We start from the raw sequence: 23,844 nt of genomic DNA, 5'->3' as shown, positions 1-23,844 counted from the left end.
AAATTGCTGAGTACATCTTGTACTACAACACCGAACGTTTTCAGAAAAAACTCGGCGACCGCTCCCCAGTCGAATACAGGGAAACGATCGCCGCTTAACATACTCTTTTCTTACTGTCTACTTGACGGGGCTATGACCAAAGCTTGATGCGCGGTGGCCTTTTTATTACGATCCGGCCGCCATGCCGCCGTTGACGTGGATCGTCTGTCCCGTCACGTAGCTGGAATCGTCGGATGCCAAATATACGTATGCCGGCGCGATTTCGTATGGCTGCGCGGCGCGTTTCATCGGCGTCTGGAGGCCGAATTCCTTCATGCGCTCGGCCGGGAACGTCGCGACGGTGAGCGGCGTCCACACCGGTCCGGGAGCCACCGCGTTGACGCGTATGCCGGCATCAACGAGCTGAAGCGCGAGCGAACGGGTGAACGCGACGTTCGCCCCTTTCGTCGCGGTGTAATCGAGCAGATCCTTATTGCCGGCATACGCGACGATCGACGCCGTATTGATGATCGCGCTTCCCCGTTTCATGAACGGGACGGCCGCGCGGGCGAAATAAACGTACGCGAACATGTTCGTCCGGAACGTCGTCTCCAGCTGCTCGTCGGACAGCGTCGCGATCGTCGGCTGGAACGGCTGGTAAGCGGCGTTGTTCACGAGGATGTCGACGCCGCCGAACGTTTGCAGCGTGCGCTGCACGACCTCCTCGGCGAACGCCGAGCTGCGAACGTCCCCCGGGGCGAGCAGGCAGCCTGCGCCGATGTCGCGCACGCGCCGCTGCGTCTCGAGCGCGTCCTCGTGCTCGTCGAGATAGACGATCGTGACGTTCGCGCCTTCCTTCGCGAACGCGTACGCGACCGCGCGGCCGATGCCGGAATCTCCGCCCGTTATAATCGCGGTTTTGCCTCGCAGCTTCCCCGCTGCGGCATAATGAGGATTTTCCGCGATCGGCCGCGGAACCATGATCGATTCGAAGCCGGGCTGCCGATGCTGATGCTGCGGCGGGAACAGCACCGGCCGCTCCTCGCATTTCACTTCTTTGCCGATAGGCGTGTAGACGGGATACATATTCGGGAAAGCCTCCTGAGCGGTTGCCGATAGGCGTTTTTCCCAGTATATTCGCCTGCCGCGGAACGGTTCGCCGCATCGGCTCTGCATAAAAGGCCCAATTTCGGTCAATAGTGTGAATACCACTTTACGGAAACGGAGCGGTGTTCCCCATGCTTCTGCTCAAGTTCATTCTCGTTCCCGCGCTGGTCGGATTGGCCGACATCATGATGGCGGACGTGTTTTTCTCCTCGGTCTGGGCGATGGTATGGACGGGCCTCGCGCTCGCCGCGATCGGGCTCCTGATGGAATCGTTCATGCTGCGGCGCGGCACTCTCTGGCTGACGACGGCGGCGGACGCGGCGACCGCGGCCCTCGGCCTGTACGTCGCGCAGTTCGTGTTCGCCGGCAGCTACGTCTCCTGGGTCGGCGCGCTGCTGGCCGGAGGTCTGATCGCCATCCCCGAATATTTCGCGCACCGCGCGGCGATCGCCGGCGCCGGCGAAGCGAAAGCCTAAACCGAGATGAAAGAAAATGCCGCCCGCGTTCCCTATCCGAAGGGGCCGAGGCGGCATGTTGTCGTTATGCTCTCCGATATTCGCGGAACCGGTACGAGTACGGATTATCCGGATTCATCGGTCCGTCTTCTTCCCAGACGACCTTCCATTCGGCTTCGTTCCAAGCCGGGAAGCGCGCGTCGCCCTCCCATACGTGATCGAGGTGGGTCAAGTACATCACGTTCGCGAGCGGAAGGAACGCTTCGTACACGATGCCTCCGCCGATGACGCACACGCGCGTCGCGTCGCCCGCGAGCGCCAGCGCTTCCTCGACGGACCCCGCCGTTTCGACTCCCTCGTAAGCGAACGCGGCGTCTCTCGTCAAGACGATATTGCGCCGGCCCGGCAGAGGCTTGCCGATCGATTCGAACGTGCGTCGGCCCATAATGACCGGATGCCCCTTCGTCATTCGGCGGAAAAATTTCATATCCTCCGGAAGCCGCCACAACAGCTTGTTGCCGCGTCCGATATTCCGCCGCTCGTCCATGGCGCTGATCAGCGCGATTTCCACCGCCATCTCCCGATCTCTCCTTTATACCGCCACCGGCGCTTTGATCGCCGGATGCGGGTTGTATCCTTCTAATACGAGGTCTTCGAGCTCGTAATCGAATACGGACGTTTTCGCGCCGCTGAGCGTCAGCGTCGGCAGCGGCCGCGGATCGCGCGACAGCTGCGTTCGGATCTGCTCGAGATGATTGACGTAAATATGCGCGTCGCCGATCGTGTGCACGAACTCCCCGACGCCGAGGCCGCACTCCTTCGCGATCAAATGCGTCAGCAGCGCGTAGCTCGCGATGTTGAACGGAATGCCGAGGAACGTGTCGCCGCTCCGCTGATACAGCTGGCACGACAGCTTACCTTCGGCTACGTAAAACTGAAAGAGCGTATGGCACGGCGGCAGCGCCGCCCGATCCGGAGCGACGTCCTCCGGCGACCAGCTCGTCACGATCAAGCGGCGGGAATCCGGCGTCCGCTTGATGTCCTCGATGACGCCCCGAAGCTGGTCGATCGTCTCGCCCCGCGACGTCTCCCACCGTCTCCACTGCTTGCCGTACACGTTGCCGAGCTCGCCGTATTTCGCCGCGAACGCGTCGTCTTCGAGCACGCGCCGCTTGAACGCCTCCATCTGCTCCTCGTACTGCGCCCGGAACGCGTCGTCCTCTTGGGCGCGGTGGCCGAAATTCGCCATATCCGGTCCGTCGTACTCGTCGCTCTCCACCCATTTTTTGAACGCCCATTCGTTCCAAATGTTGTTGTTATGCCGCAGCAGATACCGGATGTTCGTGTCGCCCTTCATGAACCACAGCAGCTCGCTCGCGACCAGCTTGAACGACACCCGCTTCGTCGTCAGCAGCGGAAACCCTTCGTTCAAATCGAATCGCATTTGGTATCCGAACGCGGAGATCGTCCCCGTTCCCGTCCGGTCCGATTTCCTGACGCCGTGCTCCAACAGATGCCGCAACAGCCCCAGATACGTTTGTTCGCTCCCGCTCATGTCTTTTCCTCCGCGCTTTCAATTGAAATCTATCATCCTATTATAGCAGGTTGCCCCGACGCGAGGAACCGCATATAATCGAAATTGATCAGACCGCGAGGGGTTCTCATGAACGATACGAAACGAATCAACTGCACGAAATGCGCGCATTATTACGTGACCTGGGATCCGAATTTTCCGAAGGGCTGCAGGGCGTACGGGTTCAAAACCAAATATATGCCCAGCGCGGCCGTCCTTTCCTCCTCCGGCAAGCCATGCTTGTCCTACGAGGAAAAGACGCCGCGACATTCGACGGGACGTTGAACGGGGAGCGCATGCGCTCCCCGTTCCTCCGTCCAGCCGAAGAGGAACCGCCGCCGTCGCGGCAGCGGGCTTCTTCGTACGCGTTAGTCGTCCAGCCGAACGTCCAACCGAGCGGCGACGCCGCCCGGGTTGTCGGCCGTCCGCGGGCCTCCGAAGTTGAACGCGATGATGACGATGTCGTTGCGTCCGCGCCGCAAAAACCGTCTCACGTTGAACGTGCGGCCCGGATTAAAGAAAGACACCTGCGCTTGAGGCTCGTCGTAAACGACGATTCTGCCGTTGATCAGCACAACGGCGTAGTTGTCGACGGCCAGCTGCAGTCTGCCTCGCTCGATGTCCCCTCTCAGATTGAACCGCTCCGAAACGACGGCGACCTCCGCGCTCAAATTTCTCGAGCTCCAAACGTAGTCCGCCCCATCGATATCGACCCATGCCGGGTTTCGTTCGATTTCCGTCGCGTTCGACCAATCGTCGCTCGTCCCGAGGCGGAAATTGCGCTGGCTTACGAATACGCTTTTCATCGGCTTCTTGCTGTTGCGCAGCACCTGCTCCCGGTAGATCGCCATGATTTGCGCTCTCGGGATCCGTTTCGCTTTGACGCGCGGCGCCGGCCTTGCGAAGCCTTTCGATCCGCTGCGAATGTTCATATTCCATCCCTCCTCCATTGATGCTCGTTTCATTGTATGGAGGCGGACGAGGGTAGGGCTTGTGCGATCGGCCAAGCCGCGGAAAATATGCGTAAGCCCCGCGCGCGAAACCTCCGATCGCTCGAATTTCTTTCGGTTTAGGACATATGTCCTTTTCAACGAAGGGTCGGCGGCCTTTTAATAGGGGAAGACTGAAAAGACGAAGGAGCGGTTAAAGGGATGAAAGGTTGGATATTCGCCATTATGGGCGGCGCGTTCATCGCGCTGCAGGGGGCGGCCAACGCCCGGATCGGCCGGGATATCGGAACATGGCAGGCCGCGTCGCTCACGCAGCTCACCGGATTCGTCGCCGCGCTGCTCGTATACTTGATCGTGCGCGACGGCCAGTGGCGGGCATTGAATCAGGTGCGCCCGGCGTACCTCTCCGGCGGGGCGCTTGCGGCGATCGTTATCTTCGGCAACGTCACCGCCATCAACCACGTGGGTTTGACGCTTTCGGTCGCGGCGGTGCTCATCGCCCAGCTGTGCGTCACGTTTTTCATCGAAGGACGCGGATGGTTCGGCATCCCGAAGCAGCGCATGCGGCTGCCTCACTTCCTCGGCATCGGCCTGATGGTCGCCGGCGTGCTGCTGCTCAAATTATAAACTTAGGTACGAAGGGAAACACGAGGGGGCTGATCCGATGACGGAACGACAAACTTCGGAGGAACGCGATCACTATTTGCGGCTGCATGGGCTGAACCGCCTGTTCCCGCCCGCCCTTCTTCCGCATATCGCGCTCTGCCGCTTCGCCGAGGGCGAAACGATTTGCGCGCAAGGCGAGCCCGCGAAGCATCTTTATGTATTGGCGAAAGGCAAAATCAAAGTGTACAATACGTCGGCCGAAGGAAAGACGCTCGTCGTCTCCTTCAAATCGCCGCTGGAGCTGATCGGCGACATCGAGTATGTCCAAAACATCGACATCATGAACACCGTGAAAGCCGTGTCGCCGTCGGTCATGCTCCGGGTTTCCTACCAATCGTTGAAGGAGTATGCCGGCGACCATGCGCCGCTGCTGCGATTTTTGCTGGAGATCGTCACTCGGAAGTTTTGGTTGAAGTCGCGGGCGATGAACTTGAATTTGATTTATCCGGTAGAAGTGCGGCTGGCCAGTTATTTGCTGTCCGTCTCTCCCGACGAAACCGACGGAGCCTCGAGCGGGACGCTGCACGGGGCCGACGTAGCGGATGCTGCCGACATGATCGGTACGAGTTACCGGCACGTGAACCGGGTGCTGCGGAAATTTACGGACGAGGGGCTGATCGAGCGCAAACGAGACGCCGTCCTCATCAGAGACCGGGAAAAGCTGCGGGAAAAAGCGCATTATAACATCTATGAACAAGATTTGGAGAGGGGAACCCGCATATGATGCAAGGCTTATTATGGGCCGCCCTTGCCGGGGCGCTCGTCGGCGTGCAAAACATTTTTAACAAAAAGGTGAACGAGCGGGCAAGCACCTGGTCGACGACGACCCTCGTCTTGGGGCTCGGCTTCGCGGCTTCCTTCGCGTTGGGGCTGCTGCTCGAAGGACCGCGTCTGTTCGATCTGCAGAACATGAAGTTGTGGTACGGGTTCAGCGGGCTGCTCGGCGTGGGCGTCGTCGTATGCGTCGTCCAGGCGACGCGTCGGATCGATCCGACGTTCGCGGTATCGTTGATGATGATTTCGCAGCTGATCTGCGCGATGTGGTGGGACGCTGCGGGCTGGATGGGACTGACGCGGATCCCGCTCACCCCCCGGCAGCTGGCGGGCGTCGCGCTGATCGCCGCCGGCGTCGTCGTGTTCAAGCTCGCGGGAAGCGCCGCCGCGCAAAAAAGCGGGCCGCGACCCGCGGCACCGCTTTCGATGTCAATGAGAAGGAATCAGGACTTGTCGTCGTAAAACTGATGCACGGCCGCGATCCGCTCTCCGATCTCGATAATGCCGTACGAATATTGGCGCTGCCACCGCTTGTCCGTCGGCGAGCCGGGATTGAACAGCAGCACGCCGTCGGCCAGCTCGTAGTGCGGCACATGGGAATGGCCGAAGACGACGATGTCGACCGCCTCGTCGCGGAACGCGAGCCGCGCCTTCGCCTCCGTCGAGCGGCCGGGACCGTCGTGCCCGTGCACGAGCCCGATCCGCTTGCCGCCGGCTTCGATCACTTTGCGGTAGCCGAAGCGGCGGACGATGTCCAGTCCGTCGTTGTTGCCCGCCACCGCCTCGAGCGGCGCGATCGCCGTAAGCAGCGGCACGACCGCCGGATCGGTGAAATCGCCCGCGTGCAGCAGGAGATCGACGCCGGCGAGGCCGCGCAGCAGCTCGTCGGGCAGCTTCGCTCCGCGCGAAAACATATGCGTGTCGGAAACGACGCCGATGCGGAACGGCGCCCCCTTCATTAGTCGAGGACCGCCTGCATATGCTTTTTCGTGACGGACCAGTGGGACGTCGCCCAATATTTCGCTTTGTCTTTGATCAAGATCATTTGCGGCGATTCGTGCTTGACGTTCAAATCCTCCGCGATTTTATTCGAAACCGGCCGAGATTCGATCACCTTCACCATCACGTAATCGACGTCTTCCTTCGGCTTGTCCTGCAAGTAAGCCTCGTATTCCTCGAGCGCCGCGCTGCTGACCGGGCATCGCGTGCTGTGCTTCAGCACGAGCACCGGCCTCGCCGCCGACGCCTCCAATGTTTCCGCCCATTCGGCTTCCGTCGTAATCTCCCGATATTGCGCCATTGCGTTCATCCGTCCTTTCGTCTGTTCGACACCGCTTCGCACCAGAGCCCGCCCGGGTCGCTCGTTTCGTCCCCGCAGCAGCCGCTCCATTGCCCGCAGTTGAAGCATTTCCACTTGGCCATCCACCATTTCATCGAGAAGCCGCAAATCGGACAAGGCGGCACGACATCCGCGTTGCGCGGCTCCGTCTTCCGGCTGGTCTCCATCGTTCTCGACACGCCTCCCCCGCCTGAAACCGGATTGCACTTCTGCTATTCATTGTAGTGCAATCCGGCAGTCGTTTCAACGAAAGGCGCCTCCGCAGCCCCCGCCTCCATTCACGCGAGGGCGTCGGCGACGCATTCGCCGAGCACGCGGTGCCCCGCTTCGTTCGGGTGAACGCCGTCGTCCGCGAACAAATCGGTCTCTCGACCGAGGAATGCGTCGTACGCGCGGGCGACGAGCACGCGGCCGCCGTACGCCGCCGCGCAGCGGTGGATGCAGCGGTTGACGAAGCTGATCCACAACACCGCGTCGCGCACCTGCGGGAACGGGTTGTAGCAATCCGCGACGACGATGCGGGCGTCCTCACGCTCCATCGTCCGATGGACGGCGGCGAGCTCGCTCAGCAAATCGCGGTAGGCGTTCGCGAATACGCGCATCCCCGGCTTCATTGAACGGGTTTCCCCTTGAATGTACATCCGCATGGCGGCGCGAATGAGATCGTTGCCGCCGGCGGTCAGCGTAACGATGTCGGCCTCGGCGATCGCTTTGCGCATCTCCGCGTTCGTCAGCAGCCGCTCCAGCGTTTCTCCGGTCGTCGCGCCGACGACCGCGTACGTGCGGCGGATGATGTCGGCCCCGAGCCGCTCGCTCCACAGCTGCTGAACGACGCTCGCGAATCCTTTGTTCTCCGGCGCTCCGGTGCCGAACGTCAGCGAATCGCCGACGGCCGCGTATTTGATCGGTTTCGTCATGCCGCATTCCTCCTACAAGCCCAGAACTTTACTCCATGGTATTCATTCGCGGGAAAAATGGGCTTGTCGGACTCGTACTTTTTTTCGCGGTTAGACGATTTTTTCGCCGAACAAGGAGGCGACGAGCTCGACCGCCACTTTCGCCGTCTTGTTCATATGGTCCAGAATCGGGTTCACCTCGACGACGTCGGCGCTTACGACGCAGCCCGCCTCGGACAGCAGCTCCATCGCGAGATGTCCCTCCCGATACGTGATCCCTCCGATGACCGGCGTGCCGACGCCCGGCGCGTCCTCGGGGTCCAAGCTGTCCAAATCGAGGCTGAGGTGGACGCCGTCCGTACCGTCCGCGACGATGGCGATCGTCTCTTCCATCACGCGCGTCATGCCGAGCCGGTCGATGTCGTGCATCGTGAACGATTTGATCCCGAGCGAACGGATCAGCTCCCGCTCGCCCGGATCGACCGACCGCGAGCCGATGAGGACGACCTTGGACGGGTCGACGACCCGGCCGCCGGCAATGGACGTCAGGTGCGGATGCCCCCGGCCCAAAGCGACGGCGAGCGACATGCCGTGAATGTTGCCGGACGGCGACGTTTGCTCGGTATTGAGGTCCGCATGCGCGTCGAACCAAATGACGCCGAGCTTCGGCCGATGCTTGAGCACGCCGGCGACGGAACCGAACGCGAGGCTGTGGTCGCCGCCGATCACGAGCGGGAACCGGCGAGCGGCGATCGCCGCTGCCACCTGCTCCTGAAGCTCCCCGCAGACGCGGGCGATTTCGTCCAAAAACTTCAGCCCCGGCCCGTATTCGCCATAGCCCGAGGGGCGGCGGACGACGAGATCGCCCTCGTCGTACACCGCATACCCGAGCCGTTCCAGTTTCTCCTGCACGTTGGCTACCCGGATGGCGCTCGGCCCCATATCGACGCCGCGCCGCCCGGCGCCGAGGTCGATCGGCACGCCGATCAGCGAAATCGCGTCTGGTTTCGTTGCTAGCATAGGTTTCCCTCCTGGAACGTTTACTGGATCTACGATTGCCGATTACGCGCGGAACATGCCTTTCAGCACGAACCATAGATTGGCGGGACGTTCGGCGATGCGTCGCGTAAAATACGGGTACCACGCTTCCCCGAACGGCGTATACACGCGCACGCGATACCCGTCCCGCACGAGGCGGAGCTGCAGCTCGCCCGCGATGCCGTACAGCATCTGGAACTCGAAGCGCTCGGGCGAGATTCCTTTCTTGCGCGCGTAGTGAATCGTCTGCTTGATGATCGCTTCGTCGTGCGTCGCCACGGCGGTGTAGCAGCCTTGCGCAAGGTGCGCTTCGACGAGCCGGACGTAATTCGCGTCCACGTCTTTTTTGCGCGGGAACGCGACCTCCTTCGGCTCCTTGTAAGCGCCCTTCACGATGCGCACATTGACGCCTTGCGATCCAAGCCGCTCCCGGTCCGCCTGCGTGCGGTACAAATACGCCTGCAGCACGAGCCCGACCCGCTTCGGTCCGTACCGTTTCAGCAGCTTCTCGAACAGATCGACCGTCGCCTGCACGACGGACGAATCCTCCATGTCGATCCGTACGAAATTGCCGGTCCGCGCCGCTTCGTCGAGAATGCGCGACATCATCGATTCGCAGAACGCGGGATCGATGGTAAGGCCTAGCTGCGTCAGCTTCACCGATACATTGGCGTTTAGCTTCCGCTCCGCGATGCGCCGCAGCGTGAGAACCGCCTGATCGGCCGCTTCCTCGGCGAGCGCGCGGTCGGTGACGCTCTCGCCCAAATAATCGAGCGTCACCATCAGCCCTTGCCGGTTCAACCGCAGCACGACGTCGAGCGCCGCCTCGAGCTGCTCCGACGCGACGAAGCGGGCTACGCCGAGGCGCATCCCGTATTTCCGGAAAAACGACCGAACCGCCCGATTGCCCGCCACCGACAGCACCGCGCTCCGCAGCATGTTGTCCAGCGCCATGGTCCGCTCCCCGCTTTCGTCACAATTTTTCCGAGCTCAGCTTCAGCTGCGTGAACTGCAGCAAATAATCGGGTCCGCCCGCCTTCGAATCGGTGCCGGACATGTTGAAGCCGCCGAACGGATGCACCCCGACGATCGCGCCCGTGCACTTGCGGTTGAAATACAAATTGCCGACGTGGAAATCGGTCCTCGCGCGCTCGATATGTTCGCGGTTCCGCGTGTAGACGGAGCCGGTAAGGCCGTATTCGGTGTTGTTCGCGATCTCTAGCGCATGGTCGAAGTCGTTCGCCTTCGCGAACGCGAGCACCGGCCCGAAAATTTCCTCCTGCATGAGCCGCGCCGACGGATCGACGTCCGCGAAAATCGTCGGTTCGATGAAATATCCTTTCTCCGCCATCGGCGCGCCGCCGCCGGTCATGAGACGTCCTTCGCCTTTGCCGATGTCGATGTAGTCGAGAATTTTCCGGTACGCCGACTCGTCGATGACCGGGCCGGTGAAGCAGCCGGGGTCGGCCGCGTCGCCGATCGAAAGCGCCTTCGTCAGCTCGACGGCGCGGTTCAGCACCTCGTCGTACACGTCCCGGTGGACGATCGCCCGGGAGCAGGCGGAGCATTTTTGGCCGGAGAAGCCGAATGCGGAGGCGACGATGCCTTTCGCCGCTTCCTCGAGATCCGCGTCGCGGTCGACGATGATCGAGTCCTTCCCCCCCATCTCGCCGATGTAGCGCTTCAGCCACATTTGTCCTTCTCCGACCTTCGCCGACAGCTCGTGGATGCGCAGGCCGACTTCGCGCGAGCCTGTGAACGCGATGTACCGCGTCAGCCGGTGCGTCACGAGGAAGTCGCCGATTTCGGATCCGCTGCCGGGGACGAAATTGACGACGCCCGGCGGCAGGCCCGCATCCTCCAGCATTTCGAAAAATTTGTACGCGATGACCGGCGTCGTGCTCGCCGGCTTCAGCACGACCGTATTGCCCGCGACGATGGAGGCGACGGTCATGCCGACCATGATGGCAAGCGGGAAGTTCCACGGCGGAATGACGAGCCCGACGCCGAGCGGGATGTACTCGAGCCGGTTGTCTTCGCCCGGCATCGGCACGAGAAGATCGTTCGCGCGCTTCGCCATCGCGACCATTTGGCGGCCGTAATATTCCATGAAATCGATCGCTTCCGCCGTGTCCGCGTCCGCTTCGGCCCGCACTTTGCCCGCTTCGATCGTCAGCCAGGCGCTGAACTCGTGCTTGCGCCGGCGCAGAATCGTCGCCGTCTTGAACAGCAGCGCCGCTCGCGCCTCGGGGGACGTTTTCGACCAAGTTCTGTAAGCGTCGTACGCGGCGCGGACCGCCTGATCGGCTTGGTCCCGATCCGCCTTCGCGACGATGCCGACGACTTCGTCCTTCCGGGACGGGTTGATCGACGTCGTCGTCCGCTCGGCGTCGATGCGCCGCCCCCCGATGACGAGCGGGACGCGCAGGCCGAGCTCGGCGCGCGCCTTGCGCAGCGCTTCGTCGAACGCGCGCGCCTCCTCCGGGTTCGTGAAATTGGTGAACGGTTCTGGATGATAAGGAATCATAGTCATAAGATCCTCTCCTTTACCGTTATATATATGCCGGCGGGGGCCGTCAGCCGGACACCTCGCGCAGCGCTTGCTCGATGCGGACGAACGCCCAGTCCAGCTCCTCCTCCGTCACGACGAGCGGCGGCGCGAACCGGATGACGTTCTCGTGCGTCTCCTTGCACAGCAGGCCAAGCTTCATGAGCGCTTCGCAGTACGGTCTTGCCTTGCCGTTCATTTCCAGCCCGATGAGCAGCCCGCGGCCGCGCGCCTCTCGAATCGCCGGCGAAGTAAGCTGCCGCAGCCGGGCGAGGAACGCCTCCCCGAGCGTTCTCGACCGTTCGGCGAGCTGCTCTTCCTCGAGCACCTCGAGCGCCGCGACCGCCACCGCGCAGGCGAGCGGGTTGCCGCCGAACGTCGAGCCGTGGGAGCCGGGCTCGAACACGCCGAGGATGCTGGCGTCCGCGGCCACGGCGGACACCGGCAATACGCCGGCGCCGAGCGCCTTGCCCATAATGTACATATCCGGGGTCACGCCTTCCCAATCGCAAGCGAAGGGCCGGCCCGTTCGCCCGAAGCCGGTTTGAATTTCGTCGGCGAGGAGCAGGACGTTCCGCTCCTCGCACAGCCGCTTCGCCTCCCGGAGATAGCCGTCCGGCGGGATGACGATGCCCGCTTCCCCTTGGATCGGCTCGACGAGGAACGCCGCCGTGTTCGGCGTCATCGCCTCGCGCAGCGCGTCAAGGTCGCCGTACGGCACGATGCGAAACCCCGGCGCGAACGGGCCGAAGCCGCGGCGGTACGACGGGTCCGACGAGAACGACGTAATCGCGATCGTCCGCCCGTGGAAGTTGCCGGCGGCGACGATAATCTCCGCCTGATCGTCCGGCACCTTCTTCACGTCGTACGCCCATCGCCGGGCCGCCTTGAGCGCCGTCTCCACCGCCTCCGCGCCCGTGTTCATCGGCAATATGGCCGATTTCCCGGTGTAGGCGGACAGTTTCTCGTAAAATCGGGCCATCGGTTCATTGTAAAACGCGCGCGAAGTGAGCGTGATTTTGTCAGCCTGCTCCTTCAGCGCGGCGATGATTTTCGGATGCCGATGCCCTTGGTTGAGCGCCGAATAACCGCTTAGCATGTCCATGTAGCGGTTGCCTTCCGGGTCGTACACCCAGACGCCTTCCCCTCGTTCGATGACGACGGGAATCGGATGATAGTTGTGCGCCCCGATTCGTTCGGTCGTCTCGATGATCGTTCCTGACGAACGCATGCCCGGACAACTCCTTTCGGATGGCTGGTATATACTGTTATCATACGTCATTCCCCGCCGATCAAACCACAACGATTTTTAGCCGCTTACTTTTTGTATGCATTGCATCAACGGGAAAGCGTTTGGGGACGCAAAAACCGCCGATGCTTTCGCATCGGCGGCGTCGGCGGCGGAATTCGTTAACCGACCGGGTGGTTCGATTCGATCTGAATAAGCACTTGGCGTGCGGCTTCGTTCCAATCCACTTGATACTCGATCGTTTCTTGTAAGTCTCGAATCGTCAGTCCGTCGAACGCTTCGGTCAAAGCCTCGATCGATATATACGCTTTCCCGCCGCTGCGCGAAGCAGGCAGCGTCTTGGCGCTTCCGTCCCGCAGCGTCAGCGTATACGTCCCGTCGCTTCGGACCGCGACCGTGCCGAATCGGTTCAAGAGCTCCGCCGGCAGCAGCAGCGTTCCGTCTTGTTCGATCGGTGCCGGCATGTCCGCCGTTACGTTCTGCGGGGCGATTGACGAATCGGCTCCGCGGCCGATCCACACGCTCGCGGCGCCGGTCGGCGCCGGCAGCTCCAGATGGCCGAGCCCGGTCAGCGCGTAACCCGCCGACTCCGCCATCGGCGTCACTTCGGCGACGTCCGCTCCGATCGTTCGAAGCGCTCCGTTTCGATCTTGACCGATCATCAACAGTTCTACGACATGGCGGCCTTGCTCTTCCTTTACGCTTCCGTACTGGGCCCACACCTTTTCGTAGGTTTGTTCCGCCTGCCAATTCGCGGCTAACTCCGGCGATACGGCGAAACCTGAAGGCGTTTGTCCCTTATAATATGCGGTTAGCGCGACGACCGCCGTCTCGTAAGCGGACATTGCCCGCGCGCGCGCCGCCGTGTCGGCGTCCAGCGATTCCGGGCTTACGGCGGACCCTCGAACGATCGGACTCCCTACGCGAACCTCCCGCGTATTCGCATTCCAGCCGACGTTCGCCCCGAGCGCTTCCCCGATCGCGCGAATCGGCACGAACATGCGGCCGCCGCGGATCGTCGCCGGCGAATCGAGCTTCACGCTGCGTCCGTCGACGGTCATAGACGTCGAGCCCGTCTTGACGGTCAGCGTCATATCGCCCGCATCGGCGTAGACCGTTCCCGTGGACGCGTCGTAGCGAACCTCTGCGCCGAACGATTCGAACAAGTACCGCACGGGCACCTGCACGCGATCGGCTTGGATGAACGGTTGATAGCTGGCTTCATATGCCGCTTTGCTGCCGTTCAAGACGATGCCGATTCGGTCCGACTCCGGCTTCGCGGCCGCCTCCGCCGCTCCCGGCGCGACGAGGGCGCAGGACATGAGGACGGCTGCTAGAATTCTCTTTTTCATAATTAATCCCCTTTTCATGAATGTTTAACGCTGCTTGAATGATTGCGAAAGGTTGCTGCGAAACAGCCGTCTTCCTAACTTTAACGAGTGACGCGATTCGAAGGTTGCCCAGGGACGAATTCCAATTCATACCAACAAAAAAAAACAACCGCAGGTTATCCCCTGCGGCTGTTCTTCCGTCCCTTGCTTTATTCGATGCTGAGGCTTCCCGCCGCGTCGGCGGCGACCGCCCGCGCGTCCTCTACCGTGTCGGCGGTGCTGATCGCGACCGCCATGCGGCGTCCCGGCATCGTCACCGGTTTGCCGAAGACGCGCACCTGCGTATTCGGCAGCGCGAGCGCTCGATCGAGCCCGGCGACGACGAACGCATCGCGGCTGTCGACCGCCTTCAGCGTCCGGGACGCGCCCGGCGTCAGCAGCCGGATCGTCGGCACCGGCAAGCCGAGAATCGCGCGGACGTGCAGCGCGAATTCGGACAAGTCCTGCGTGCCGAGCGTCACGAGGCCCGTATCGTGCGGGCGCGGCGACACCTCGCTGAAGTACACCTTGTCCGGCGCGAGGAACAGCTCCACGCCGTAAATGCCGTAGCCGCCGAGCGCCTCCGTCACCGTCGCCGCGATGCGCTGCGCCTCGGCGAGCTGCTCCGCGCTCATCGGATGCGGCTGCCACGATTCGATGTAATCGCCGTCCTTCTGCACGTGACCGATCGGCGGGCAGAACGTCGTACCGGACGCGGACCGGACGGTCAGCATCGTAATTTCGGAGTCGAAGCGAATGAACTCCTCGACGATGACGCGCGCCTTCTTTGCGCGGCCGCCCTCCATGGCGTAGTTCCAGCACGCCTCGACGTCGTCCGGCGTCTTGCAGACGGACTGCCCTTTGCCGGACGAGCTCATGATCGGCTTAATGACGCACGGCGTGCCGATATCCTGGACGGCCGCGCGCAGCTCGTCCAGCGAATCGGCGAACGCGTACCGCGCCGTCGGGAGACCGAGCGTCTCCGCGGCGAGCCGGCGAATGCCTTCGCGGTCCATCGTGAGCCGGGCGGCGTTCGCCGTCGGCACGACGACGTAGCCTTCTTGCTCCAGCTCGACGAGCGTCGGCGTCGCGATCGCTTCGATTTCCGGCACGATCAGATCGGGCTTCTCCCGCGTGATCAGCTCCCGCAGCGCCGCACCGTCCAGCATGTCGATCACATACGATCGATGCGCGACGGAGAACGCCGGCGCCCCTTCGTACCGATCGACCGCGATCGTCTCGACGCCGAGCCGCTGCGCCTCGATCACGACCTCCTTGCCGAGCTCTCCCGAGCCGAGCAGCATCATTTTGCGCGCCTTCCCCGACAGCGGGGAGCCGTACGGCGCGTATCTCGAATCTTCCTTCGCCATGTCGTCTTCGTCCTCCTATTCGTTCTTGTACATCGTATCGACGACGGACCGATCGCATGTCGTCACCAGCTTCACGAGCAGCTCCTTCGCCGCCGCGTAATCGTCCGTATGAATAATCGCCGCGGCCGTATGTATGTAGCGCGCCGGGATGCCGACGACCGCCGTCGGCACGCCCGCGCCGGACAGATGGACGCGGCCCGCGTCCGTCCCGCCGCCGGGCGAGACGAAATACTGGTACGGAATCTTATGCGTTTCCGCCGTGTCGCGGACGAACTCCACCATGAGGCGATGCGTGATCATCGTCCGGTCGAGGATGCGCAGCAGCGCCCCTTTGCCGAGCTGGCCGAACGCCGAGCGGTCGCCGGACGCGTCGTTCGCGGGGCTCGCATCCAATACGAACGCGACGTCCGGATTGACGAGCCTCGACGCCGTCTCGGCGCCGCGCAGCCCCATCTCCTCCTGTACCGTCGCTCCGGAGTAGACGACGTTCGGATGCGCCTTGTCCTGCAGCTCGCGCATCAGCTCGATCGCAAGGCCCACGCCGTACCGGTTGTCCCACGCCTTCGCCATAATCTTCTTCGGATTGGCGAGCGGCGTGAACGGGCAAATCGGCACGATCGGCTGGCCGATGACGACGCCGATCGCTTCCGCGTCCGCGCGGTCGTCCGCCCCGATGTCGAGAAACATGTGGCCGATATCGACCGGCTTATTGCGCGACGCCTCGTCCAGCAAATGCGGCGGCGTCGAGCCGACGACGCCGACGACCGGCCCGCGCTTCGTCGCGATCTGCATTCGCTGGGCGAGCAGCACCTGGTTCCACCAGCCGCCGAGCGGCGCGAACTTGATCATGCCTTTGTCGGTGATGCCGGTGACCATAAAGCCGACCTCGTCCATATGCCCGGCCACCATGACGACCGGCCCGTTCGGATCTCCCCGCTTCACGCCGAAAATGCTGCCGATCCGGTCGGTCACGATTTCCTCCGACAGCGGCGTCAGCTGCTCGCGCACGAACCGCCGCACATCCTGCTCGAAGCCCGGCGCGCCGGGCAGCTCCGTCAGCGTCCGAAACAACTCCAACGTTCGTTCGTTCAAGAGACTCTCTCCTTATGATTCCTTATCGTCCAGCTCGCGGAACAACCGCTCCACGTCTTGCTCGCCGAAGCTGCCCTTGCGCTTGAACGCAAGCAGCGTCTCCCGAATGCGCGCGGCTTCGCGCTCCGCCTCCTCCGCTTCCCTCGCGGGCGAAGGATCGAACCAGACGTACTGGCCGTCGGGTCCGTTGCGCAAATACGGCTGCGTCCATGCTTCGGGGTAACGATACGGCGCTCCGCCGAACATCAGCTCCAACACGTCGTCGGACGAAAGCGGCATCAGCTGGTGATACGCCGATTCGGCCCCGCCCAGCGCGACGTCGCGATGGATGTATCGATAATGCAAAAAATGTTCGCCGGTTTCGCCGTCTTTCACGATCGCGTATTGCTCCGTCTCCAGCGTGTCCAGCGGCTTAACCTCTTCGATGCGCTGCTCCAGCAGCGCGCCCGGAACGACTTGCATCTCCCGCAGCGACATACGCGTATGTTCCCCGCCTTTCCCCGATCCCTTTTGTGAAATCACGTTCCTCATTATACCATAGCCGTTCCGCCGGAAGGAAAGCGCCGCGGACGCAAAATAAAGAAGCCGGCGGATTCGCCGGCTTCCTACTTTGCCATTACGATGCTGCTTCTTCGGTCGCGAGCGAGTTTTCGATCTTCGCCGCCGAGCGCAGCTCCTCGAGATATGCGGTGGAACGCTCGTTCACTTTTTGTTCGAACAGCGTTTCGCGAATTTCTTCCTTCTTCTCTTCGAGCGTCGCGGTCGTCGCCGCTTTCTTGTCAGTCACTTTAATAATATGGAAACCGTACTGCGATTCGACGATGTCGCTGACTTGGCCGACGTCGAGCGCGAACGCCGCTTCCTCGAATTCGGGAACCATTTGGCCTTTGCCGAAGTAGTTGAGGTCGCCGCCGTTCACCGCGCTGCCGGTATCCTTCGAGTGCTCTTTCGCTAGCTCCGCGAAATCCGCCCCGCCCTTCAGGTCCGCCAGCAACTTCTCGGCCTCTTCTTTCGAGTCGACCAAGATGTGAGACGCGCGCACCTGCTCCGGCGTTTCGTAGGACGCCTTGTTCTCGTCGTAGTACGATTGGATATCTTCGTCCGTCACTTGAATTTCCGGTTCGACGAGCTTCGTCAGCTTCACTTGCGGCGAGAGCTGCTCCTTCAGCGACTCCAGCGTATAGCCCGCCATCGCGAGCTGCTGATTGAAGGTGGCTTCGTCCGGGAAGTTCGCTTTGATTTTCTCGATTTCGGCGTTCAGGTCTTCGTCGGTCACCTGAATGTTTTGCGCCGCCGCCGCGCGGTTGATCAAGCGTTCGGTGATCAGCTGATCGACCGCTTGCGAACCGACTTGCTTCAGCATCGTCTGGTACAGCTCGTTCGCCGTGATCGCTTCGTTATCGACCGTCGCGACCGCTTCGTCGCCGACGTTGCCCGTCGACACGTTCGGCTCGTTCGCCTGAACGCCCGCATATACGGCAAAGCCGATCGCCGTCGCCGCGAACAGCGCCCACGGTAAAATGATTTTGCCTTTGCCCCCGCCCGCTCCGGCGTTCGAGGATCCGGAAACGGTTTTTTCTTTCTCAGACATCGTTCATCCTCCTATAATTCGTTACCAAGCCTCATCGTCTCACATTCGCCGACGTTTGTCCAATTTTCCGCTTCGCCCCGAAGCTAGGCGCGGCGCCGCACGCCGAGCGCGAGGAAAACGGTCCCCTTCCTATGCTATAATGCGAGGGAGCTTGTTCTCTTATGACTGGTTTCCGGAAAGGAAGGTTGCGCTATGAAGCAAACGATTTTTTCCCGCATCGACTCCGTCTCCCCCCGTATCCGTTCGATCGCAGCTAGCATCGGAGCGAAACCGGAGCTCGGGAACGAAGAATACTTCGCCTTCGAAACGCTGACGACGGCGCTCGCGGAATTCGGCTTCCGCGTCGAGCCGCATACGCTCGGTCTCCCGACCGCGTTCATCGCCGAACTCGATTCGGGAAGGCCCGGTCCGGTCGTGGCGTTCCTCGCGGAATACGACGCGCTTCCCGACATCGGGCACGCCTGCGGCCATCATCTCATCTGCTCGATGAGCGTCGCGGCCGCGGTCGGCCTCGCGGAAGCGATCCAGCAGTTCGGCGGCAAAATCCGCGTGTACGGCACTCCCGCCGAAGAGACGAAAGGCGCCAAAGTGCTGATGGCGGAAGCGGGCCTATTCCGCGATTGCAGCTTCGCGCTGATGGCGCATCCGTATTATGCGTACGAACGTTCCGGCTCGTCGATGGCGATGGACGCCCTTCGCTTCGAATACCGCGGACGGAGCGCCCATGCCGCGGCGAATCCGGAAGACGGCGTCAACGCGCTCGACGCGGTCATTCAGCTGTTCAACGGCATTAACGCGCTGCGCCAGCAGACGGCTTCGGACGCGCGCATCCACGGCGTCATCACGAACGGCGGCAAGGCGCCGAACGTCATCCCGGACTACGCGTGCGCCGATTTTTACGTTCGGGCCGCCACCCGCGCCTACACGAACGAGCTTGTGGAAAAGGTGAAACGGTGCGCGGAAGGCGCGGCGCTCGCGACCGGCTGCTCGCTCGAGGTGTCCAACTACGAGTTCTCGTACGACGAGCTGCGCACGAACGAAACGTTGTCCGACGCGTTCACGTCGGCGCTCGTCGAGCTCGGCGTGCCGGAGAGCGCGATCCAAACCGGCAACGACCACGGTTCGCTCGACCTCGGCAACGTGTCGCTCCAATGTCCCGCCGCCCATCCGTACGTGCAGGTGGTCGATCAGAAGTATTTGCTGCATTCGATCGAATTCCGCGACGCGGCGATGACGGACCGGGCGTTCGACGGCATGCTGCTCGGCGCGAAGGCGCTCGCCGCGGCCGCGTACGACTGCGCCTCGTCGCCCGAGAAGCTGAAGGCGATCCGCGACGAGTTCGAGCGCGAAGTGCTGCGGCGCTGACGCAACGCCCTCAGCTGCCGAAGTAGTCCTTCTTCAACTGCTCCAGCTGCTGCAGCGCACGCTCGCCGAAGGCGCCGCCAAGGCTTCTCATTGCTTCGATTTCCGCCTCGAGCGCGCTGCGCAGCGATTCTTTGTAATCCGGCGCCGCTTCGCCGGCGTACGGCGCCAGCTCGCCGGCGAACACGTTCGCCACTTCCCGATACGCGAGCGCCCGGCGCTCGTGAAACATCGCCACGTCGGCCTGCATCGGATGGTGCAGGTCGCCTTGCGTCGGGTGCTTCAGCACCGCCAGCATGCGCACCTTCGCCTTCGGCCTCTCGAGCTGAATCAGCTCGCCGACGTACGTGCCGCTCTTGTAATGAGCGACGACCAAATCCCCCACATTCATTTCGTTTCCCTCCTCGGCTTCGGTTTCATACGCGAATGATCGTTGTTTCCGTTAGTACGCGACGAGCAGTCCGCCTTCGCCGGCGTACGTTCCGATCACCGGTCCCATGTCCGACACGACGACCTCGCGGAACGCATAGCGCTCCATGATCCGGTTCGCCAGCTCCTGCGCGCGCGCTTCCGCATTGCTGTGCGCGATCGACAGCAGCCGGTTCGCGGCGTCGTCCTTCGCGGATTCGATCCGCTCGATCATGCGCTTCACCGCGGCCGACGTGCCGCGCACCTTCTCGAGCACCTCGACGGCGCCCTGCTCGCTCGCGTGCATCAGCAGCTTGATGTTCAGCATCGACGCCACGGCGCCGCGCAGCCGGTCGAGCCGGCCGCCTTTGATCACGTTCTCCAGCGTATCGAGCACGAACTCCGTCCGGGTCGTCGAGACGAGCCGCTCCACGGCTGCCTCGATGCGCTCCAGCGGTTCGCCGCCCGCGGCGAGCTGCGCCGCTTGGTACACGATGCCGCCGAGCCCCATGGAGGCGGTTTTCGAATCGATGACGGCGACAGATGCGTCGGGCCGCTCCTCGCGGAACAGCGTCGCCCCGAGCGCCGCGTGCTGATACGTGCTGCTCAGCGCCGACGACAGCGTGACGACGAGGATCGCCTCGCCGGGCGCCGCCTCGCGGAACGCTTCCAGGAACGCGTGCGGCGACGGGCTGGACGTCTGCGGCAGCCCTTCGGACACGCGCATCCGCGCGTAAAATTCGGCGGCGGGCATCGTCGAATCGAATTCGTCGGCGCCGAAGCGAACGCCGAGCGGGACGACCCGGATGTTCCAGGCGTCGCGCAGCGCGGCGGGCAAATCGGAGCTGCCGTCGGTAATGATGTGAACAGGCATGTTAAGCTTCCCTCTTTCTCAACGCGATGAACGTTGTTGGTAGTGATAGATAAGAGCAGAATCGCATCGAACATCGCATACGGCAGGGGTGAAGCCAGCCCTAGCAGACTTTACTTCAGACGAGTTCTGACTCGCTCCAGCACGTTTTCGACGGAGCGCAGCGTGTACAGCTTTTCCGTCACCCGCTTCCCTTCGACGAAGGCGAGGCACGGCACGCTTTCGATTTTCCATTCGGCGACGATCGCCGGCATGAAGTTGACGTTCGCCTTCACGATGCCGGCGCCGGGCTCGATCGCCCGGACGACGCGCAGCATTTTCTCGCCGAGCTTGCACGTGCCGCACCACGGGGTATAAAAGTATACGGCGAAGGCGCCGTCGTCGGCCCAGCGGCGGCGAACGAGTTCGGCTTCGGACACCTCCGGCATGTCCAGCGCATGTTCGGCCATGGCGGCGTCACTCCATCGCATAAGCGGCGAGCAGCGCGTACGTGTGGCGGATGGCGTCGATATGCGTACGCTCCATCGCGTGCGACGCATGCACGCCGGGGCCGACGAGCGCCGCGCGGATGTTATGGCCGGCGCGCAGCGCCGCGGACGCGTCCGAGCCGTAGCGCGGGTAAATATCGACCGCATAGGAGAGGCCGAGCCGCTTCGCGTGGTCGATTAACCGGTTCGTCATGCCGTAATCGTACGGGCCTGTCGAATCCTTCGCGCAAATCGAGACGTCCCGCTCCGTGCACGTCAGATCGTCGCCGATCGCGCCCATGTCGACGGCGATCATTTCTTCGACGCCGTCCGGAATGTACGACGAGCCGTGGCCGATTTCTTCGTAGTTGGAAATCAGGAACAGCACGTCGCGCCGCGGCCGCGCGCCGGTGCGCGACATCGCCTCCAGCACGGCGAACATCGCCGCCACTCCGGCTTTGTCGTCGAGATGCCGCGACTTGATGAAGCCGTTATCGAACACGACGGTCCGCGGGTCGAGCGAAATGTAATCGCCCGGCCCGATCCCGAGCGCCGCGGCGTCTTCTTTGCTCGCGACGGGTTCGTCCAGACGGACGACGTAGTTCGTCTCGTCCCGCTTCTGATCGCGCGCGTCGGGATAGACGTGCACGGACGGCTTCTCCGGCAAAATCGTGCCCGGCACGGCCCGCCCGTCCCGCGTATGGACGAGGCAATATTCGTTCTCGATCGACTGCATCATATAGCCGCCGAGTATCGTAAGCTTCAGCGACCCGTCTTTCGCGATCGAGCGGACCATCGCCCCGAGCGTGTCGACGTGGCCGCTCAGCAGCAGCGCGGGCCCGCCCTCCGTTCCGGGCACGCGAATGACGCCGCCGCCCTTGGCGATCCGCTCCATGCGGAAGCCGAGCCGCGCGGCTTCGTCCTCGAGCAGCCGCATGATGCCGTGCGTAAACCCGGTCGGGCTCGGCGTCTTCAGCAGCGTCTCCAGCAGCTTGATCGTGTACTCCCGGTTGAATTCGGGCGGCTGCGCCGCGCCTGCGTTCCTTGCGTTGGATGCTTCCATCGGCTTGTTGCGCCTCTTTCTCCGTTAATTTCGCTCCAGTTTGACGTTCCAGCCCGCGTCCGCGAGCTCGAGCTCTTCGACGCCGACCTCCTGCTTGAACAGGTTGTCGTAGGCGGTGACGCGCAGCCGCTGCGACTTGTCGATCGCGTACGTGATCGTCAGCCGGTTGATGTCGTGCGTGCCCGGATGCGCGCGGATCGTCATGCGCCACAGGATCGGCCGGCCGTATTTTTGCAGCGGCTCGTATTTGGCGCTGCCCTGCGGCTTCACCATCGGCGCGATCTCGATTTTCGTCTGGTTCGGCTTCGTCGTCGCGACGCGCTTTTGCTTGCGGATCGGATACGTATCGTCCGGCGCGATCACCTCGATCGTTTCCTTGCCGGCATGGTTGTAAATGCCGATCGACGCGTTCACGAGGTCGCCGACGATCCATTCGTCCTCGCTGCGCGTATATCGGGCGTTGCCTCGGGCGATGCGCGTCTGCAGATGCTCTTCGTCCCACACGATGCGCGCGTTCGGGAACAGCTCCTCCAGCACGTCCGGCACGAACGGCACGAGGCTGCTGCCGCCGGAGAGCAGCACGGCGCCGATGTCGCGGCGGGTGAGCCGCGTCGCTTCGGCGAATCGTTTGACGAGCTCCTGCAGTCCTTTATTTAACGTTTCGCGAGGCCGTTCGGTCGCAAGATAAAATTGCTCCGCCGTCACCGTCACGTTCGGTATGCCTTGATCGACGCCCGGCATGAGCGGCGGAATGTCCACCGTCACCGCAGGCTCCGTCGACAGCCGCCGCTTCGTATGCTCGGCGATCACCTTCAGCTGGTGATAGAACGTAAATTGCGGATGCGACTTCAGCTTGTGCAGCCGCTCGGGATCCTCGAACAACTCGAGGGCGATCGACTCGCATACCGGATTGCCCGCCGCTTTGCCGCGCTCGACGAACAGCTTGACGAGGCAATCGTCGAGATCGTCGCCGCCGAGATCGAGACCGAGCTTCGCGACCACTTTGCCGTGGTACCGGTTGCTGTCGTTGTCGTCCGGGTCGAAATACGGATGATGCACGATCGCTTGGCGGTGCTTGACGGACTCTTCCTTATCCATGATCGCCATGTCGAGCGTGCCGCCGCCGAAATCGAACACGAGCGCATACCGCGCCGGGATGATGCGGCAGTCCCACAGCACCGACACCGGCTCGTCGAGAAACCAAACGCGGCTCGGCTCGAGGCCGAGGCGCACCGCCGCCTGCTCCATGATCGCCTTGCGCCGGTCGTCGTAATTGACGGGGACGCTGAGCGCGAGCCGATCGATGGCCGTCGGATCCGGCACGCCCGCGCGCTCGAGCAGCTCCTGCAAAAACTGCGAAATCAAATCGACGAGCTGGATGTCTTCGCCGTCGACGGACAGCGAGAAGTCGGGCGACCGCCGAAGCTCCGTCTTGAGCGACAGGACGGACCGTTCGCGCAGCTTGCCGAGCGCCGCCGCCTGATTGCCGATCAACCAGTCGCCGTCGTGTCCTTTCGTCAAAATGGTTCGGATGAGAAAAGGCGTCTCCCCTTCGTCCAAACGTTTCATATGCACCCGGTTTTCCACCGGGTCGAGCACGGCAACGGAACTGTTCGTCGTTCCGAAGTCGATGCCGATCAGCAACGGATCCATGCGCCTACCTCCGATTCATCGAT

At 62.6% G+C, this 23,844-nt stretch carries 28 protein-coding genes; 6 read left to right on the top strand and 22 right to left on the bottom strand.

What is annotated here, in order from left to right; all coding sequences use genetic code 11:
• Positions 1–2 precede the first annotated feature (2 nt).
• A complete protein-coding gene (locus VE009_RS27065) occupies positions 3–98 on the top strand; it encodes an IS3 family transposase (RefSeq protein WP_414694752.1) in 96 nt (31 codons plus the stop codon).
• A gap of 67 nt (positions 99–165) precedes the next feature.
• Here VE009_RS27065 and VE009_RS27060 read toward each other — a convergent pair whose 3' ends face one another.
• On the bottom strand, positions 166–1,065 hold the full coding sequence (locus tag VE009_RS27060) for an SDR family oxidoreductase (RefSeq protein WP_325013239.1): 900 nt from the start codon (positions 1,063–1,065) through the stop codon (positions 166–168).
• A 152-nt stretch (positions 1,066–1,217) separates the two neighbouring features.
• On the opposite strand from VE009_RS27060, the gene VE009_RS27055 reads away from it, so the two are divergent.
• Positions 1,218–1,562 (top strand): hypothetical protein, encoded by a 345-nt coding sequence (locus tag VE009_RS27055; protein WP_325013237.1) that lies wholly within the window; start codon positions 1,218–1,220, stop codon positions 1,560–1,562.
• Between the two features lie 64 nt (positions 1,563–1,626).
• Here the strand turns inward: VE009_RS27055 and VE009_RS27050 are convergent, their stop codons facing one another.
• From VE009_RS27050 to VE009_RS27040, 3 genes are all read right to left on the bottom strand, one after another.
• Positions 1,627–2,118: a dihydrofolate reductase gene (locus tag VE009_RS27050; RefSeq protein ID WP_325013235.1), complete on the bottom strand. Its 492-nt coding sequence runs from the start codon at positions 2,116–2,118 to the stop codon at positions 1,627–1,629.
• Between the two features lie 15 nt (positions 2,119–2,133).
• On the bottom strand, positions 2,134–3,096 hold the full coding sequence (locus VE009_RS27045; protein ID WP_325013233.1) for a thymidylate synthase: 963 nt from the start codon (positions 3,094–3,096) through the stop codon (positions 2,134–2,136).
• A gap of 386 nt (positions 3,097–3,482) precedes the next feature.
• Positions 3,483–4,046: a hypothetical protein gene (locus tag VE009_RS27040; protein ID WP_325013231.1), complete on the bottom strand. Its 564-nt coding sequence runs from the start codon at positions 4,044–4,046 to the stop codon at positions 3,483–3,485.
• 219 nt (positions 4,047–4,265) lie between these two features.
• On the opposite strand from VE009_RS27040, the gene VE009_RS27035 reads away from it, so the two are divergent.
• From VE009_RS27035 to VE009_RS27025, 3 genes are read left to right on the top strand one after another with little or no spacing between them, the layout of a single operon-like run.
• Positions 4,266–4,691: a DMT family transporter gene (locus VE009_RS27035; protein WP_325013229.1), complete on the top strand. Its 426-nt coding sequence runs from the start codon at positions 4,266–4,268 to the stop codon at positions 4,689–4,691.
• 37 nt (positions 4,692–4,728) lie between these two features.
• Positions 4,729–5,454 carry a Crp/Fnr family transcriptional regulator gene (locus VE009_RS27030; RefSeq protein WP_325013227.1) on the top strand — a complete coding sequence of 242 codons (726 nt, stop codon included), beginning with the start codon at positions 4,729–4,731 and terminating at the stop codon, positions 5,452–5,454.
• Positions 5,451–5,966 (top strand): DMT family transporter, encoded by a 516-nt coding sequence (locus VE009_RS27025; RefSeq protein ID WP_325013224.1) that lies wholly within the window; start codon positions 5,451–5,453, stop codon positions 5,964–5,966. Before VE009_RS27030 ends, VE009_RS27025 begins: the two co-directional genes overlap by 4 nt.
• Here VE009_RS27025 and VE009_RS27020 read toward each other — a convergent pair.
• The 13 genes from VE009_RS27020 to VE009_RS26960 form a co-directional block, all read right to left on the bottom strand.
• Complete coding sequence (locus tag VE009_RS27020; RefSeq protein ID WP_325013222.1) at positions 5,948–6,463, bottom strand: metallophosphoesterase; 516 nt, start codon at positions 6,461–6,463, stop codon at positions 5,948–5,950. The genes VE009_RS27025 and VE009_RS27020 overlap by 19 nt on opposite strands.
• Entirely contained in the window at positions 6,463–6,804 is a 342-nt protein-coding gene (gene ytxJ, locus VE009_RS27015; RefSeq protein ID WP_325013220.1) for a bacillithiol system redox-active protein YtxJ, read from the bottom strand. Before ytxJ ends, VE009_RS27020 begins: the two co-directional genes overlap by 1 nt.
• Before the next feature lie 5 nt (positions 6,805–6,809).
• The gene (locus VE009_RS27010; protein ID WP_325013218.1) at positions 6,810–7,022 is read right to left on the bottom strand and encodes a hypothetical protein; all 213 of its coding nucleotides are present in this window, start codon (positions 7,020–7,022) and stop codon (positions 6,810–6,812) included.
• A gap of 99 nt (positions 7,023–7,121) precedes the next feature.
• Entirely contained in the window at positions 7,122–7,760 is a 639-nt protein-coding gene (locus tag VE009_RS27005) for an SGNH/GDSL hydrolase family protein (protein ID WP_325013216.1), read from the bottom strand.
• Between the two features lie 90 nt (positions 7,761–7,850).
• On the bottom strand, positions 7,851–8,759 hold the full coding sequence (rocF, locus tag VE009_RS27000; protein WP_325013214.1) for an arginase: 909 nt from the start codon (positions 8,757–8,759) through the stop codon (positions 7,851–7,853).
• Positions 8,760–8,801: 42 nt separating this feature from the next.
• Complete coding sequence (locus VE009_RS26995; protein ID WP_325013245.1) at positions 8,802–9,725, bottom strand: proline dehydrogenase family protein; 924 nt, start codon at positions 9,723–9,725, stop codon at positions 8,802–8,804.
• A 25-nt stretch (positions 9,726–9,750) separates the two neighbouring features.
• Complete coding sequence (gene pruA, locus VE009_RS26990) at positions 9,751–11,304, bottom strand: L-glutamate gamma-semialdehyde dehydrogenase (protein ID WP_325013243.1); 1,554 nt, start codon at positions 11,302–11,304, stop codon at positions 9,751–9,753.
• Between the two features lie 49 nt (positions 11,305–11,353).
• Entirely contained in the window at positions 11,354–12,556 is a 1,203-nt protein-coding gene (locus VE009_RS26985; RefSeq protein WP_325013212.1) for an ornithine--oxo-acid transaminase, read from the bottom strand.
• 179 nt (positions 12,557–12,735) lie between these two features.
• Positions 12,736–13,926 (bottom strand): copper amine oxidase N-terminal domain-containing protein, encoded by a 1,191-nt coding sequence (locus VE009_RS26980; protein ID WP_325013210.1) that lies wholly within the window; start codon positions 13,924–13,926, stop codon positions 12,736–12,738.
• 188 nt (positions 13,927–14,114) lie between these two features.
• A complete protein-coding gene (gene purT, locus VE009_RS26975; RefSeq protein WP_325013208.1) occupies positions 14,115–15,314 on the bottom strand; it encodes a formate-dependent phosphoribosylglycinamide formyltransferase in 1,200 nt (399 codons plus the stop codon).
• A gap of 15 nt (positions 15,315–15,329) precedes the next feature.
• On the bottom strand, positions 15,330–16,406 hold the full coding sequence (locus VE009_RS26970; RefSeq protein WP_325013207.1) for a M42 family metallopeptidase: 1,077 nt from the start codon (positions 16,404–16,406) through the stop codon (positions 15,330–15,332).
• A 12-nt stretch (positions 16,407–16,418) separates the two neighbouring features.
• Positions 16,419–16,883 (bottom strand): hypothetical protein, encoded by a 465-nt coding sequence (locus VE009_RS26965; RefSeq protein WP_325013205.1) that lies wholly within the window; start codon positions 16,881–16,883, stop codon positions 16,419–16,421.
• A 139-nt stretch (positions 16,884–17,022) separates the two neighbouring features.
• Positions 17,023–17,997 carry a peptidylprolyl isomerase gene (locus VE009_RS26960; RefSeq protein ID WP_325013203.1) on the bottom strand — a complete coding sequence of 325 codons (975 nt, stop codon included), beginning with the start codon at positions 17,995–17,997 and terminating at the stop codon, positions 17,023–17,025.
• A gap of 192 nt (positions 17,998–18,189) precedes the next feature.
• Between VE009_RS26960 and VE009_RS26955 the strand changes: the two genes are divergently transcribed.
• A complete protein-coding gene (locus VE009_RS26955; protein WP_325013201.1) occupies positions 18,190–19,362 on the top strand; it encodes a M20 family metallopeptidase in 1,173 nt (390 codons plus the stop codon).
• A 10-nt stretch (positions 19,363–19,372) separates the two neighbouring features.
• Here VE009_RS26955 and kapB read toward each other — a convergent pair whose 3' ends face one another.
• The 5 genes from kapB to VE009_RS26930 all read right to left on the bottom strand — a co-directional run bounded on the left by kapB (position 19,373) and on the right by VE009_RS26930 (position 23,821).
• A complete protein-coding gene (gene kapB / locus VE009_RS26950; RefSeq protein ID WP_325013199.1) occupies positions 19,373–19,750 on the bottom strand; it encodes a sporulation phosphorelay system protein KapB in 378 nt (125 codons plus the stop codon).
• Between the two features lie 51 nt (positions 19,751–19,801).
• Positions 19,802–20,641: a DegV family protein gene (locus VE009_RS26945; RefSeq protein ID WP_325013197.1), complete on the bottom strand. Its 840-nt coding sequence runs from the start codon at positions 20,639–20,641 to the stop codon at positions 19,802–19,804.
• 110 nt (positions 20,642–20,751) lie between these two features.
• Entirely contained in the window at positions 20,752–21,087 is a 336-nt protein-coding gene (locus tag VE009_RS26940; protein WP_325013195.1) for a thioredoxin family protein, read from the bottom strand.
• A gap of 7 nt (positions 21,088–21,094) precedes the next feature.
• Positions 21,095–22,168, bottom strand: coding sequence for a M42 family metallopeptidase (locus tag VE009_RS26935; protein WP_325013193.1), 1,074 nt, complete (start codon positions 22,166–22,168; stop codon positions 21,095–21,097).
• Positions 22,169–22,192: 24 nt separating this feature from the next.
• Complete coding sequence (locus VE009_RS26930) at positions 22,193–23,821, bottom strand: Hsp70 family protein (RefSeq protein ID WP_325013191.1); 1,629 nt, start codon at positions 23,819–23,821, stop codon at positions 22,193–22,195.
• Positions 23,822–23,844: the final 23 nt, after the last annotated feature.

Origin of the sequence: Paenibacillus sp. (genome assembly GCF_035645195.1) — a bacterium.
Classification (GTDB): Bacteria; Bacillota; Bacilli; order Paenibacillales; family YIM-B00363; genus Paenibacillus_AE.
The sequence above is the reverse complement of the archived record's forward strand: the minus strand, read 5'-3'. Positions and strand labels throughout refer to the sequence as shown.

What these genes read in the sequence shown, in the direction of transcription:
- VE009_RS27060 (WP_325013239.1), bottom strand. Translation starts at nt 1,065, where the DNA reads ATGTATCCCGTCTACACGCCTATCGGCAAAGAAGTGAAATGCGAGGAG.
- VE009_RS27055 (WP_325013237.1), top strand. Translation starts at nt 1,218, where the DNA reads ATGCTTCTGCTCAAGTTCATTCTCGTTCCCGCGCTGGTCGGATTGGCC.
- VE009_RS27050 (WP_325013235.1), bottom strand. Translation starts at nt 2,118, where the DNA reads ATGGCGGTGGAAATCGCGCTGATCAGCGCCATGGACGAGCGGCGGAAT.
- VE009_RS27045 (WP_325013233.1), bottom strand. Translation starts at nt 3,096, where the DNA reads ATGAGCGGGAGCGAACAAACGTATCTGGGGCTGTTGCGGCATCTGTTG.
- VE009_RS27040 (WP_325013231.1), bottom strand. Translation starts at nt 4,046, where the DNA reads ATGAACATTCGCAGCGGATCGAAAGGCTTCGCAAGGCCGGCGCCGCGC.
- VE009_RS27035 (WP_325013229.1), top strand. Translation starts at nt 4,266, where the DNA reads ATGAAAGGTTGGATATTCGCCATTATGGGCGGCGCGTTCATCGCGCTG.
- VE009_RS27030 (WP_325013227.1), top strand. Translation starts at nt 4,729, where the DNA reads ATGACGGAACGACAAACTTCGGAGGAACGCGATCACTATTTGCGGCTG.
- VE009_RS27025 (WP_325013224.1), top strand. Translation starts at nt 5,451, where the DNA reads ATGATGCAAGGCTTATTATGGGCCGCCCTTGCCGGGGCGCTCGTCGGC.
- VE009_RS27020 (WP_325013222.1), bottom strand. Translation starts at nt 6,463, where the DNA reads ATGAAGGGGGCGCCGTTCCGCATCGGCGTCGTTTCCGACACGCATATG.
- ytxJ (WP_325013220.1), bottom strand. Translation starts at nt 6,804, where the DNA reads ATGGCGCAATATCGGGAGATTACGACGGAAGCCGAATGGGCGGAAACA.
- VE009_RS27005 (WP_325013216.1), bottom strand. Translation starts at nt 7,760, where the DNA reads ATGACGAAACCGATCAAATACGCGGCCGTCGGCGATTCGCTGACGTTC.
- rocF (WP_325013214.1), bottom strand. Translation starts at nt 8,759, where the DNA reads ATGCTAGCAACGAAACCAGACGCGATTTCGCTGATCGGCGTGCCGATC.
- pruA (WP_325013243.1), bottom strand. Translation starts at nt 11,304, where the DNA reads ATGATTCCTTATCATCCAGAACCGTTCACCAATTTCACGAACCCGGAG.
- VE009_RS26985 (WP_325013212.1), bottom strand. Translation starts at nt 12,556, where the DNA reads ATGCGTTCGTCAGGAACGATCATCGAGACGACCGAACGAATCGGGGCG.
- VE009_RS26980 (WP_325013210.1), bottom strand. Translation starts at nt 13,926, where the DNA reads ATGAAAAAGAGAATTCTAGCAGCCGTCCTCATGTCCTGCGCCCTCGTC.
- purT (WP_325013208.1), bottom strand. Translation starts at nt 15,314, where the DNA reads ATGGCGAAGGAAGATTCGAGATACGCGCCGTACGGCTCCCCGCTGTCG.
- VE009_RS26965 (WP_325013205.1), bottom strand. Translation starts at nt 16,883, where the DNA reads ATGTCGCTGCGGGAGATGCAAGTCGTTCCGGGCGCGCTGCTGGAGCAG.
- VE009_RS26960 (WP_325013203.1), bottom strand. Translation starts at nt 17,997, where the DNA reads ATGTCTGAGAAAGAAAAAACCGTTTCCGGATCCTCGAACGCCGGAGCG.
- VE009_RS26955 (WP_325013201.1), top strand. Translation starts at nt 18,190, where the DNA reads ATGAAGCAAACGATTTTTTCCCGCATCGACTCCGTCTCCCCCCGTATC.
- kapB (WP_325013199.1), bottom strand. Translation starts at nt 19,750, where the DNA reads ATGAATGTGGGGGATTTGGTCGTCGCTCATTACAAGAGCGGCACGTAC.
- VE009_RS26945 (WP_325013197.1), bottom strand. Translation starts at nt 20,641, where the DNA reads ATGCCTGTTCACATCATTACCGACGGCAGCTCCGATTTGCCCGCCGCG.
- VE009_RS26940 (WP_325013195.1), bottom strand. Translation starts at nt 21,087, where the DNA reads ATGGCCGAACATGCGCTGGACATGCCGGAGGTGTCCGAAGCCGAACTC.
- VE009_RS26935 (WP_325013193.1), bottom strand. Translation starts at nt 22,168, where the DNA reads ATGGAAGCATCCAACGCAAGGAACGCAGGCGCGGCGCAGCCGCCCGAA.
- VE009_RS26930 (WP_325013191.1), bottom strand. Translation starts at nt 23,821, where the DNA reads ATGGATCCGTTGCTGATCGGCATCGACTTCGGAACGACGAACAGTTCC.